Annotated in this window: 9 protein-coding genes; 8 read left to right on the top strand and 1 reads right to left on the bottom strand. The window is 45.0% G+C overall.

What is annotated here, in order from left to right; genetic code table 11:
- Positions 1–63: 63 nt before the first annotated feature.
- From SVI_RS07645 to pflA, 5 genes are all read left to right on the top strand, one after another.
- Positions 64–1,050, top strand: a complete 987-nt coding sequence (locus tag SVI_RS07645) for a TDT family transporter (RefSeq protein ID WP_013050908.1) — start codon at positions 64–66, stop codon at positions 1,048–1,050.
- 689 nt (positions 1,051–1,739) lie between these two features.
- Positions 1,740–4,520, top strand: coding sequence for a TonB-dependent receptor domain-containing protein (locus tag SVI_RS07640; RefSeq protein ID WP_013050905.1), 2,781 nt, complete (start codon positions 1,740–1,742; stop codon positions 4,518–4,520).
- Between the two features lie 627 nt (positions 4,521–5,147).
- On the top strand, positions 5,148–6,029 hold the full coding sequence (gene focA / locus SVI_RS07635) for a formate transporter FocA (protein WP_013050904.1): 882 nt from the start codon (positions 5,148–5,150) through the stop codon (positions 6,027–6,029).
- 25 nt (positions 6,030–6,054) lie between these two features.
- On the top strand, positions 6,055–8,337 hold the full coding sequence (pflB, locus tag SVI_RS07630; RefSeq protein WP_013050903.1) for a formate C-acetyltransferase: 2,283 nt from the start codon (positions 6,055–6,057) through the stop codon (positions 8,335–8,337).
- Between the two features lie 104 nt (positions 8,338–8,441).
- Positions 8,442–9,182: a pyruvate formate lyase 1-activating protein gene (gene pflA / locus SVI_RS07625; RefSeq protein ID WP_013050902.1), complete on the top strand. Its 741-nt coding sequence runs from the start codon at positions 8,442–8,444 to the stop codon at positions 9,180–9,182.
- A gap of 39 nt (positions 9,183–9,221) precedes the next feature.
- Here pflA and yfbV read toward each other — a convergent pair whose 3' ends face one another.
- Positions 9,222–9,665 (bottom strand): terminus macrodomain insulation protein YfbV, encoded by a 444-nt coding sequence (gene yfbV, locus SVI_RS07620; RefSeq protein WP_013050901.1) that lies wholly within the window; start codon positions 9,663–9,665, stop codon positions 9,222–9,224.
- A gap of 191 nt (positions 9,666–9,856) precedes the next feature.
- On the opposite strand from yfbV, the gene ackA reads away from it, so the two are divergent.
- The 3 genes from ackA (at position 9,857) to SVI_RS07605 (ending at position 14,127) form a co-directional block, all read left to right on the top strand.
- Positions 9,857–11,053, top strand: coding sequence for an acetate kinase (gene ackA / locus SVI_RS07615; RefSeq protein WP_013050899.1), 1,197 nt, complete (start codon positions 9,857–9,859; stop codon positions 11,051–11,053).
- 128 nt (positions 11,054–11,181) lie between these two features.
- The gene (pta, locus tag SVI_RS07610) at positions 11,182–13,329 is read left to right on the top strand and encodes a phosphate acetyltransferase (protein WP_013050898.1); all 2,148 of its coding nucleotides are present in this window, start codon (positions 11,182–11,184) and stop codon (positions 13,327–13,329) included.
- Positions 13,330–13,695: 366 nt separating this feature from the next.
- Positions 13,696–14,127 (top strand): nuclear transport factor 2 family protein, encoded by a 432-nt coding sequence (locus SVI_RS07605; RefSeq protein WP_013050897.1) that lies wholly within the window; start codon positions 13,696–13,698, stop codon positions 14,125–14,127.
- Positions 14,128–14,232: the final 105 nt, after the last annotated feature.

The following is a 14,232-nucleotide window of genomic DNA, read 5'->3' as shown; positions in this document are numbered from 1 at the left end:
AAATATTTTTAAACAATCTATTCCCTTAACATTGAGTCATCACTTATTAATTAGGGAGTAGAGATGAAATCTACCTTTAAGCACCTGTCTCAACGAGCCGCTCGTTTACCTAGCCCTATGGCCGGATTGGCACTCGCTATCGCTAGTCTAGGTTGGGCATGGGAGAGCATGCTTCCTACAATGGACGGTCGGAGCCAAATCATCAGCTCAGCTATTGCAGCAATCTTGCTTACCAGCCTAGTGATTAAATTTGTACTTCATCCAAAGGTTTTATATAAAGAGCTCACCCATCCTGTCATAGGCAGCGTGATCCCAACGTTTGCCATGGCGCTCATGATAATCTCCAACGCTCTGGGTCAAAAATTACCAAGCTTGGGCCAAGTTGTTTGGTTGCTGGCCATACTTATCCATCTGGTCTTCCTCTGCATGTTTGTCTTTTATAGGGCTGTGGACTTTAAGTTAGAACATATGCTGCCTAGCTGGTTCATACCGCCGATTGGCATCATAGTCGCCGCGGTAAGTTTTCCAAGCTACGCCGATTCAACCAATCAGAGCCTACACTGGATTGCCAACGCCATATTAAACTTCGGCATCTTGTGCTACCTCATCATGTTACCAATCATGCTATATCGCCTGATATTTTGCGCCCCCATTGCCGATGCAGCTAAACCGACCATAGCCATACTTGCCGCTCCCGCCAGTTTATCATTGGCCGGATACCTGACAATTAGCACTCAGCCTTCTATTGTGGTTGTGGCACTGCTGCTCAGTATTGCAGTCTTAATGACGTCGGTTATCTATCTCGCCTTCTTTCATTTGTTGAGGCTCCCCTTCTCACCTGGCTATGCTGCATTTACCTTCCCTATGGTTATAGGCGCAACAGCTCTGTTCAAAACTTACTACTGGCTTACTAAAACCTATGGCGCTAATCAATTTACCAGCCTTATTCAACAAGCAGCTGAGGGAGAACTGCTTATCGCAACGGCTGTGGTCATATATGTCACATATCGATATTTATCACACTACAAGCCAAGGAGTTGGAAGGCTTAAGTATCACCAATAACGCCGCCCAATCCCCCCATCAAATGTCCCTCGTCAAATGCCCCGTCAATAACCTATCACTTTATTACGAAAACTCATGTTAACAGCCGTCTAAATTGATGGACTGCTCTTTGTTCTAATAGAACGCTAATGCTTACGACTCATTAATCCTAAGGATCGCTTATTTACATATAAGACCAATATGTAAAATCGTTCATATTTAAAGCATCCATTAACAAGCCTGACAGAAACAAGAGCGTGACCTTAATCACAACTTGGTCATATATGTTTCAGTCAGGCGTCTATTTTCAACATTAAAGGTTGCCAGGATGTTGCAATCAAAACCAAAGCAACACAGATACACAATCAACATCGCTCACTTAGCGAACAGAATCTCTTAATAACCCAAAAAAAAGCCCCTCAAGAAAGCGCAACTTATTGATTAACATTATTTCGGCACTCAGATTGTTAACAAATATAGCCATTAATGTTGCAAAGGTAACGCTAGGCAGACTTATTCTATCGACTGTAGGCACTATTGCAGATGTTACCACTATGTGCTTATATCCCCCGCGACAGCGATATTCGTTAACCACTGCCAACCCTTGTTAACAAGAGTAACCAGTAAGAAAACGATCGCCATATAAAAATTAAACACCAAAGTTATTAAAAACATAATAAGATTCAGGGAGAATAAAATGCTGCCAAACTCAAAAATGGCTAAAGCCGTGCGTTTCGCACTAATCAGTGGTGCTGCAACAGCCGCATTAACTGCGCCAGCCGTATTTGCTGCAAGTGATGATGATAAAGTAGAAAGAATTCAAGTAACAGGTTCACGTATTAAGCGTACCGATATGGAAGGCAGTACACCTGTCAACGTATTAACAGCTAAAGATATTGAAGATTCAGGTTTATCAACAATCTCAGAATTTTTACGTAATACCGTTTCCGTAGGTGGTTTTAATGAATCATCAACACTAAGCCAAGCTGCCGGTGCATCTAGCATTGGATTAAAAGGCTTTGGCTCAAGTTACACATTAATCCTATTAAATGGTCGTCGCCTACCCAAGAATGCTGCTGGTGGTGTCTTCACAGATATTAACCAAATTCCAATGGCAGCAGTATCAAGAATTGAAGTTTTGACTGATTCTGCATCGGCAATTTATGGCTCTGATGCCATTGCTGGCGTGATCAACATCATCACCAAAACTGATTTTGATGGTTTCAATTTTAAAGCTAAATACGGTGCAGGAACCAAACACCAAGATGGTGATGAATTCCAAATGCAAATGGTCGTCGGTACCTCTACAGACGATCTAAACATCATGTTTGCTGGTGAATATCTGACAAAAGAAGCCATTCAATTTAGTGACCGTAAAATGGGCAACTCAGCCTATGTAGCCGGTGCTGCAGGGCATGAAGGAAGAAGTTCATATGGTATTCCAGGTTTCTTAGACATATATATGCCTAAGTTGGATGATGCTGGTCAAATCGTAACCGGTGACGATGGCAAGGTTGTATATGCAAACCCAACGCTTCCATGGTCTGACTGTCAAGAAAGTAATTCATGGGGCGGCTGTAAGTACGACTTCGCACCTCTGTATCAAGTGGCGCCAAAGACCAACAAGGTGACCATGTTCACCTCGTTTAACTATACTCCAACCGACGATCTTGTTCTAAATGGCCAATTTAGATATACACGAATGGAAACCATTACCTCTAACGGTGCCTCACCAGGAATCGTAGATGTGTCTGACAGTCCATATCTTGAAGATTTTATCCGTAATGATATCTATAAAAATGACCCGGCCACTGCTGACTTTTTCATGAATTCATTAAACGATGAGAGCTTAGCAGGCACAAGTGCCTCAGTTGGTCGTCGCTACTTGGATTTTGGCAACCGTGAAAAAGACAACGTCAATGACTCATTTGAAGCCGTTTTCGGTGCTGAATACACAATCAATGATATGTGGGGCACTCAATTCGATATTGGTTATTCAACCAGTACAGGTCGTCAAGTTGGTCGTAGTGGACAGTTGTTAAAGAAAGAGCTTGCTAACGCTTTTAATAACGGCGCTTTAAATCCATTTGCCCTAAACGATTGTAGCTCTACAGAATTGAAAGCGACATGTGATGGCCTTATGGCATCCATTCACAGAACAGGTGAATTTAGTTTATTTCAATCAAGCTGGTCAATGAGTGGTGGCTTCGAAGATATACTTCCAGCTGGCGATATAGGTACGGCTTTTGGTGTTGATTATCGCACCGAAGAGTACCAAGATAGATCTGATCCAGCTAGCGTTGCCGGCCAAGTGATTGGTGGTGCAGGCTCTAATGGTGGTGGCGATTCAAGTAATGTCGGTATTTTTGCCGAAGTATCTATACCTCTTCTGGACGAGCTAAACTTAGATTTGGCTGTACGTCATGATACAGCAGACTGGGGACTTTCAGATGCAAGTGAAACAACCTACTCTATTCGTGCAGGTTATCGCCCAATAGATACACTATTATTACGCGCAAACTATGGTACAGGATTTAAAGCTCCTGATTTAGACAACTTGTTTATGGCTGTATCATCAGGTGTCACTAAAGGCGTGGATACTCGTTTGTGTAATCAGCAAATTGCAAACGGTGGTTCATCAAGTGCTGGTGACTGTACTAAGCAAGAAATAAATTCACACGGTGGTGGTAACCCACTATTGGAACCTGAAGAATCTACATCATACGGTTTTGGTTTCGCGTACAATATTACCGATGATTTATCTCTGACTATGGATTACTGGAGCCTTGAGCTAACTAACATAGTTGGCAGCTTGTCTCTGCAAGAGATTTTAGATGATGAAGCCGCTGGACGTAATACAGAATTAGTAGTTCGACACAATGGTAAAGTAAGAGGAGATAAGCGAGGTTATGTCCAAACTAACTTACAGAACTTAACTCAAGAGTCTGCGACAGGTATTACTTACGATCTAAAATACACTCATGAATTTAGCTTTGGTTCGATAGATACAGGCATACATGCTGAACAGTTTCTGTCAAAAGAATCACAAACATCTGCGATACAGCCTCTTTGTGATGGGATCGATGACGGTTCTGAGCGTAAGTGGGATGGTAATGCACACTTAAGCCTAACCACAGGTGATTGGGTTAACACATTGAGTGTTCGTTATTTACCTGGTTACAGTGCTTATAACAAATATGATACCCAGAATAAAACCTGTAATCTGATTGGCGATATTGTTGAAATTGACGAAGATGGCAACAAGACGACTAAACCATATCATCATGCCAGTTACACTCAGTGGGATCTTGTTAGCACATACCACATCACCGGTGCTCAGATAGTTTCATTCGGCGTTCGTAACCTGTTTGATAAGCAACCTTCATTCAGCTCTTGGGATGACTGGCCTTTCTATGATCAAAGTATATACAGTAACGTAGGTCGCTTTGCTTACCTGCAATACGAATTAAAGCTTTAATCACACAGCTCCGACGTTATAACTAGAATAATCGGTATCGAAAGATACCGATTATTCATTCGCTATGAAGATACAAGTCTTAACTCATCATTCAAATCACAGAGACTAGATTGTGCACATCAATTATGATGCTGAACAAGCCTAGCGGCATAATCTCTTTAACTCCCTCCCCCGACTAAACTAGCAATTTGCATGCCTAAAGTTCCCCTTGATTAGGCTGACCTATACAATTGTTACCTTGCTCCCAATTTTATAATTACCCATGCTTACATTCCCCACAAGGAGTGCTGTCATTTTCAGACTATGCTAATATCGAGCGGTAAATTGGTCTTACCAATTGAAACTGGTAAGATGTGATGAATCTCAGTGAGCTTGCAGCTAAACACCGAGTATTGGGCAAGAGGTCTAAACCAATGCCGATGTTCAGCCTAAGTTAAAAAATTCTGTACTTAAATGACATCATGTTGAGTTTTAGGCCGACAATTAGACCAAGGTCACGAAATTTAATTACACGTTTTTTATACTAGATTTATCAGGAATCACTTTAGATACTACACGGTCTCATTGACTAAGAATAAAGCTCATATTGGTTTACATAACCGATACAAGGCAATTAAAAGGCGAACCATGAAAAATAGTCCAAGTCCGTTTGATGCTAATACCCCAGCCGCCACCGCACTGAAAGTGGAAGATGCTGCGGTAATTAAAGTCAATCGAGACACTATGTCTACGCTGATCCTAGCGATGACAGCCGGCATGTTTATCGGTTTAGCCTTTGTCTTCTATGTCGTTGCTACGGCCGGAGGCAGTGTCCTTCCATACGGACTCAATAAACTCATTGGTGGCCTCTGTTTTAGCCTAGGTTTAATGTTAGTGGTGGTCTTAGGCGGGGAGTTATTTACCTCTACCGTATTAACCATCACAGCCCGCGCCAGCAAGCGCGTCACCACTAAGGCATTAATGCGTAACTGGGGACTCGTGTATCTGGGCAATTTTATCGGTGCCATGCTCTTGGTCGGTCTCATGATCGCCTCGAAACACTATGAAGGCGCTCATGGCTTACTCGGTTTAGGTTATATGAAAACCGCAGTCGCCAAGCTACACCATACATTTTTGCAGGCATTCGCCTTAGGCATCATGTGTAACATCATGGTGTGTCTGGCAGTTTGGATGGCCTACGCAGGCAAAACCGTCACCGACAAATTACTTGCCGTGGTATTACCCGTCGCCATGTTTGTCGCCGCAGGCTTTGAGCACTGTATCGCTAACATGTTTCTTATCCCCATGGGTATTTTTACTAAGCAAGTCGCAACAAGCGAATTTTGGGCAAATGCAGGGATAGACCCTAGTCAGTTTGCCGATCTAACTTGGAGTCAGTTTATACTCCACAATCTCATACCGGTCACTTTAGGCAATATAGTGGGCGGCGCTATTTTCGTAGGACTCACTTATTGGTTTGTTTATCGTCGCCCCGCACTCGCGAAAGCACAAAACGATAATCAAGTTTAATTTCTAAACAGAAGGTATTTGCGCTATGACCGAAAAAACTGAACAGTTTGCCAACGCATGGGAAGGATTCACCGCCGGGGATTGGAAAACCCAAGTCAATGTTCGTGACTTTATCCAGGCAAACTACGTCCCTTATGAAGGCAATGAATCATTTCTAGCCGAAGCAACCCAAGCGACCACTAAGCTTTGGGACAAGGTGATGGTTGGCATCAAACAAGAAAACCAGACTCATGCACCAGTGGATTTCGATACTGAAAAGGTATCGACCATCACGTCCCATGAAGCCGGTTACATCGAGCAATCACTCGAAACAATTGTGGGTCTTCAGACTGAAGCACCGCTAAAGCGAGCCATGTTGCCAAACGGCGGCATCCGCATGGTAGAAAGTTCTTGCAAGGCATACGATCGCGTCCTTAACCCAGAGATCAAATACGTCTACTCTGAGCTCCGTAAGACTCATAATCAGGGCGTGTTCGATATCTACACCCCAGAAATCATGGGCTGTCGTAAATCAGGCATACTGACAGGTTTACCGGACGCCTATGGCCGTGGCCGTATTATCGGTGATTACCGCCGTATCGCCCTTTACGGTATCGATTACTTGATGGCCGACAAGTTTGCCCAATTCGGTTCCTTGCAAGCGCGTTTCGAAATCGGTGAAGACCTAAGCGCCACCATGCAACTTCGTGAAGAGATTGCCGAGCAGCACAAGGCATTGGGTCAGATGAAGCAGATGGCCACCAGCTATGGCTTCGACATATCTAGACCTGCAACCAATGCTCAAGAAGCCATTCAGTGGACTTACTTCGGTTATCTAGCCGCAGTTAAGAGCCAGAACGGCGCCGCCATGTCTCTTGGCCGCACCTCAAGCTTCCTCGATATTTTCATCGAACGTGACCTTAACAATGGTACCTTGACCGAGCAGCAAGCTCAGGAAATGGTCGACCATTTCGTGATGAAGCTACGTATGGTTCGTTTCCTACGTACTCCTGAATACGATGAACTATTCTCTGGTGACCCTATTTGGGCTACTGAGTCTATCGGCGGCATGGGCCTGGATGGCCGTACTCTGGTCACTAAATCTAGCTTCCGTTTCTTGCATACCCTGTACAACATGGGGGCAAGTCCTGAGCCAAATATCACAGTATTATGGTCTGAGAAACTACCATTAGACTTCAAGAAGTACTGCGCTAAGGTCTCTATCGACACCAGCTCAATCCAGTACGAAAATGATGACCTAATGCGCCCAGACTTCGAGTCTGATGACTACGCCATCGCCTGTTGTGTTAGCCCTATGGTAATCGGTAAGCACATGCAGTTCTTCGGTGCTCGTGCAAACTTAGCCAAAACCATGCTTTACGCCATCAACGGTGGTGTGGATGAGAAGAGTAAGGCCCAAATCGGTCCTAAGTCCGATGCCATCACATCTGAATTTTTAGATTTTGATGATGTTATGAATCGTTTGGATAAGATGATGGACTGGCTAGCCACTCAATATGTCACTGCACTCAACGCTATCCACTTCATGCATGACAAATACTCTTATGAAGCTGCCCTAATGGCACTTCATGACCGTGATGTACGCCGTACTATGGCATGTGGTATCGCAGGTTTATCCATTGCCGCCGATTCTCTGTCTGCGATTAAGTTCGCCAAAGTTAAGCCAATCCGCGACGAAAATGGTATTGCCGTCGATTTCGACATCCAAGGTGATTATCCTAAGTTCGGTAACAATGATGCGCGAGTCGATGACTTAGCCAGTGACTTGGTCGAACGTTTTATGGCGAAAATTCGTCATATGAAGATGTACCGCAATGCCATACCGACTCAGTCTATCCTCACCATCACCTCGAACGTGGTCTATGGTAAGAAGACAGGTACCACACCGGACGGTCGCCCAGCAGGTGCACCATTCGCCCCGGGTGCAAACCCTATGCATGGTCGTGACGAGAAAGGCGCCGTAGCCTCTCTGACTTCAGTGGCTAAACTGCCATTTGCCCATGCACAAGATGGTATCTCATATACCTTCTCTATCGTGCCAAATGCACTAGGTAAAGATGATGATGGTCGACGTACTAATCTAGCGGCACTGATGGATGGCTACTTCTCTCATAACGAGTCACGTGAGGGTGGTCAACATCTGAACGTCAACGTGATGAATCGTGAGATGCTCGAAGATGCCATAGTCAATCCGGACAAGTACCCTCAGCTCACTATTCGAGTCTCTGGCTATGCAGTTCGATTCAATGCCTTAACACCAGAACAGCAGCAGGATGTTATAACCCGCACATTTACTAAGGGTATGTAATGAACTTATCTGGTATAGATGAGTCCTAGTTCTAGCTTCTATGATGTCAGGCTGCAAAGGTAATTAAACCAGCGCAGCCTGACTCATTAAAATGAGGAGAAATAATGACAGTAAAAGGTCGGATCCACTCACTGGAATCCTTTGGTACCGTTGACGGGCCAGGCATAAGGTTTATCGCTTTTATGCAAGGTTGCCTGATGCGTTGCCAATACTGTCACAACCGAGATACTTGGGATCTTCACGGTGGAAGTGAAGTCGAAGTTAAAGAGCTCATGGAACAAATTATCAGCTATCGCCCCTTCCTCGAAGCGAGCGGCGGCGGTGTAACCGCCAGTGGCGGCGAAGCGATATTACAAGCCGAATTTGTCTCGGAACTATTTGCAGAATGTAAGAAAGAAGGCATTCATACTTGCCTGGATACCAATGGATTTGTACGAAAATATACGCCAATCATAGATGAACTTATCGACAATACCGATCTGGTGCTGCTCGATATCAAGCATATTGACGATCAAAGACATATAGACCTGACTCAGGTCAGCAATCACCGCACCTTAGACTTCGCTCAGTATCTGAATAAGAAACAACAAAAAACTTGGATACGTTATGTGGTTGTAGGTGGTTTTACCGATGATATTGGGGCGGCACAACGCCTGGCTGATTTTCTCAAACCCATGACAAATATTGAGAAAGTGGAGCTACTGCCCTATCACGAGCTAGGAAAACATAAATGGGAAGCGATGGGAGAGACATATCAACTGGATAATATCTCACCACCATCGAGCGAAACCATGGAACAGATTAAAAAGGTCTTTGTAGACGCTGGGATTAAGGCCATCTACTAGCGGTAATTGAGGATATAGGCTTAGGTATTAACGATAAACTTATAGCTCTTCCCAATAACTTTGATCTAATCGTTCGAATGCCGCTTTTAAAATAAGAGCCATATCGAGATAACACGCTCTCGGACCAAGGGGACTATGCTTAACCCCCATGCTGGAAAGTTTATTGGTCAGTTGCTGGCACCAATCGAGCAAAGAAAGCGGCAAGGGATGGCGAGCACGCCAGCCGAGCCAAAGCAGACCTTGTACAGGAAGGCTGATAAAAAATAGCGCAATTGTGATTGCCTGGGGCAAGAAGTCCCAACCATGGATATAAACTTGACTCGTTGCAGCCAAGAGAGCAAGAACCGGCATCAAGGTCACCGCGACTTGAGTCGCCTTGATGACCCGATATTCGGGAAAGTAAAAACTAAGTTGTCTGACCATAGGCCAAGTCTTCATATACCGACGACCATCGCCCAGTGTTTTGATAACTTGAATGCTCAACTAATACACCTATTTTTATGGATACTGCTTTTACCATAGCACATGCTGCAATAGAGCCCCAAGGCCTTGCGATAGCTAATAAGCAGTTTCAGGCTCCGACCCCGGAGCACTTCTAGCGACTTCGGCTTTTTATGCCAATGAAGTCATATTGTTCAGTGATAAATAATCACAGCATTACAAAAGGTTTAAACATGTCAAACAAACTGGTATTGGTACTTAATTGCGGTAGCTCGTCATTAAAATTTGCGGTTATAGACGCCTCTACGGGCAATGACCAGATCTCAGGTCTTGCTGAATGTTTTGGACTCGAAGATTCTCGTATCAAGTGGAAGGTCAATGGTGAGAAACAAGAAGCCCGCTTAGGTGCCTTCACTGCTCACCGTGAAGCAGTAGAATATATCGTTAATAATATCTTAAGCGCACATCCAGAAATTGCCGAACAGATCTTGGCTATCGGCCATCGAGTCGTACACGGCGGTGAGAAATTCACTCATTCTGTCATCATAGATGAGTCTGTAATTCAAGGCATCGAAGATTGTGCAGCCCTAGCACCATTGCATAACCCAGCTCACCTGATTGGTATTCGCGCCGCCCAAGCCGCCTTCCCAGCTTTGCCACAGGTTGCCGTGTTCGACACAGCTTTCCATCAAACCATGCCAGAGAAAGCCTTTATCTATGCTCTGCCATACAAGTTGTATCGTGAAAACAGCATTCGTCGTTATGGCATGCACGGAACCAGCCACCTATTCATCAGTCGTGAAGCAGCTAAGGCTATCGGTAAGAATATCGAAGAGACCAATATTATCTGTGCTCACTTAGGCAACGGCGCCTCGGTCACAGCCATCAAAGGTGGTAAGAGTGTCGATACATCTATGGGACTCACGCCTCTTGAAGGCTTAGTCATGGGTACACGTTGTGGTGATCTCGATCCGTCCATCATACATCATCTAGTTAGCCATCTAGGTTACACCTTAGATGAAGTTAACAACATGATGAACAAGCAGAGTGGCTTGTTGGGAATTTCAGAGCTAACTAATGATTGTCGCGGCATAGAAGAGGCTTATCAAGAAGGCCATAAGGGAGCCACCTTGGCCCTAGATATCTTCTGCTACCGCTTAGCAAAATACATAGCCTCATATACAGTGCCACTAGGTCGCCTGGACGCCTTGGTATTCACCGGCGGCATAGGTGAAAACTCAGATCTTATCCGAGCTAAAGTACTTAGTCTGTTAGAAATCTTCAGCTTTGAAGTTGATGATGAGCGCAACAAGGCTGCACGTTTTGGTAATCAAGGTCAGATCACTACAGACAATGGCCCAATCGCCATGGTTATCCCAACCAACGAAGAGTGGGTCATCGCAGAAGATGCTATGAGCCTGCTGAAGTAAATGAATATAGGCTGATTCGAGGCGATATTTATTGCCTCGAATCCGTCATACAAGTCATAGATTAAGCTAAACCGTTCGGCATGATAGATACAAGATCATGCCTTTTAGAGCGTCACCAAGAGGTTGTTATGTCTCGCAATATTATGTTAATCCCCATAGGTACAGGCGTAGGTCTTACCTCTATCAGTTTAGGCCTAGTTCGTGCCTTCGAACACCACGGTGTTAAGGTTCGCTTCTTCAAGCCTATCGCTCAACAGCGTCCACAAGACTCGGGACCTGAGCGTTCAACCACAGTTCTGAGTAAGTCACCTACGGTGAACCCACTCGAACCTTTCGAAATGGCTCATGCAGAAGCCTTAATTCGTGGCGATAAGACTGATGTCTTGATGGAGCAGATCATTGCTCGCGTCAGTGAATCAACCGATGACACAGAAACCTTGGTCATTGAAGGTATCGTACAGACCCGTAATCACCCTTTCTCTGCTGACGTCAACTATGCCATAGCTAAGGCTCTGGATGCCGATGTCATCTTCGTCGCCACACCAGGCAATGAGACAGCCACGGCCTTAATGAACCGTTTAGAGATAGCCCATATTACTTGGGGCGGAAAGAAGAACAAACGCATCATAGGCGCCATAATCAATAAGATTGGCGCCCCTGTAGACGAAGAAGGACGCACACGTCCAGATCTTTCAGAAGTATTCGATAATCAAGAGATTCAGCGCTCTGATGCTTCGAACATGTTCCAACTACCGGGTAAGAGCTCACTGCGCATATTAGGCAGCGTGCCCTACAACCTAGATCTGGTTGCGCCTCGCGCCTCAGATCTTGCTAAGCACCTTAGGGCTAAGATCATCAATGCCGGCGATATGAACTCTCGTCGTCTGCGTAAAGTCACCTTCTGTGCTCGCAGCATTCCCAACATGGTCACGCACATCAAGACTGACTCCTTGCTTGTTACATCAGGGGATCGCTCTGATGTCATCGTAGCCGCTTGTCTGGCCTCTATGAATGGTGTCAAGATTGGCGCCCTGCTACTAACAGGCAGTTATGAGCCAGAGCCAGAGATCATGGCTCTATGTGAACAAGCCTTCGAAACCGGACTACCGGTATTCTTGATCGATACCAATACTTGGCAGACATCGCTCAATATCCAGCGCTTCGATCACGAAGTTCCTGTGGATGACGCCGTGCGTATTGAAGAAGTTCAGGAGTTCGTCGCCGGTCATATCGATCAAAATTGGATCGACTCTGCCACCAAGAACTCTCCTCGTGAGCACCGCCTATCGCCACCGGCATTCAGATACAAGCTTACCGAGCTGGCAAGAGCCGCACACCGCACCGTAGTTCTACCCGAAGGTAATGAGCCTCGTACTATTGAGGCTGCTAGTATTTGTGCCGAGCGCGGAATCGCTAAGTGTATTCTTCTTGGTAATAGAGAAGAGATCGAGCGTATTGCAAGCCAACAAGGCGTGACCTTAGGTGAAGGTGTCGAGATAATCGATCCGGAAACTGTCCGTGAACGTTACGTGGAGCCTATGTTGGATCTGCGTCGTCATAAAGGTCTTACTGAAGTTGTAGCTCGTGAACAACTGGAAGACAACATGGTACTGGGTACCATGATGGTCGCTCAAAATGAAGTCGATGGTATCGTCTCCGGTGCCGTTCACACCACAGCCAATACCATACGTCCTCCTTTACAGCTGATTAAGACTGCACCTGGGGCTAGTTTGGTCTCGTCTATCTTCTTCATGTTGATGCCGGATCAGGTATTAGTCTACGGTGATTGTGCCATCAATCCAGATCCTAATGCCGAGCAACTTGCCGACATCGCTATCCAGTCAGCTGAATCTGCTGCCGCCTTCGGCATCGAGCCTAGAGTGGCTATGATCAGCTACTCTACTGGTGATTCAGGTACTGGATCCGATGTAGATAAGGTACGTGAAGCAACACGAATCGCCAAAGAGAAGCGTCCGGACCTTATCATAGATGGTCCACTTCAATACGATGCAGCTGTAATGCCAAATGTTGCTCAGTCTAAGGCACCTAACAGTCCTGTTGCTGGCAAGGCAACAGTATTTGTATTCCCGGATCTCAATACGGGTAATACCACATACAAGGCTGTACAGAGAAGTGCAGATCTGATCAGTATCGGTCCTATGCTCCAGGGCATGCGCAAACCGGTAAATGATCTGTCTCGTGGTGCTCTGGTAGACGATATCGTTTACACCATTGCTCTGACGGCGATTCAAGCAGCACAAGGTGATCAAGCTTAAATCCCAGCAGATTAAGACAAAAACCTCTCTAGCCACAGGCTAGAGAGGTTTTTTTAGATAAGAAGGGAAGGATATTCGAAATGGTGTCGATAAATCACTCAAAACAAAAATGCGACACTTTTTAACCAGCAGTTTAAGTTCATATTAAACATGAACTTAAAAGTTATGCATCTAGTCTTCAACATACTTGTCCACAGATTCTGTGGATAACCAGTAAAAGTTATTCATTCAGATATGACTGAATAATGCCTATCTGTCAAGAATTAAAATGCTTAATAGGTTTAATACTAGTCATCAGCCTTGCCTTGCTGCAATAGAATAGCGATACTGGCTCAAACCTTACTCGATACATAAAAATCAATCTTTATGAAAATTATCGCCCTACTTAGTCTTCTCTTTCTTGCTGGCTGCAATCCTGATAGCTCAGATAGCTTATCCATCAGAACCCCAGAACAGGTTTCTCTCGGCTTCTTTCATGCCATCTATGTAGAACGGGATGTCAACAAGGCCAAACAATTTGTCAATGAGCCGATGAAAGAGATACTCGGCCACTACTACATAGCTTCAGCGGTACAGAGGCATGTCCTCAACCTCTCTATGACAGAAGTAACCATGGAGATCGAAGAGATAGATATCGATTTTTTCAGAAAGTTCACCGACGATATTACCGTTATCGTAAAAATGCAGGGGCTTAAAGCCGGTGCAGCCTGGATAGACGATAGGACCATACGACTGCATAAAATCGACTCTCAATGGGTCATTGTCGAAGTGCTCCCCGAGAAAGGTAATCTTAACTAATACCAATCGATATAAAGGTGTGGTCATTCAGCGAGAGTTTAGCGCTTCAGAAGCAAGGCAACGAGCTTAAACATAGTGACCCTAGATGTGACCCTAGATTTAAGC

It is taken from the genome of Shewanella violacea DSS12 (genome assembly GCF_000091325.1).
Classification (GTDB): Bacteria; Pseudomonadota; Gammaproteobacteria; order Enterobacterales; family Shewanellaceae; genus Shewanella; species Shewanella violacea.
Note: the sequence above shows the minus strand (reverse complement) of the source record. Positions and strands in the feature narration are given on the sequence as shown.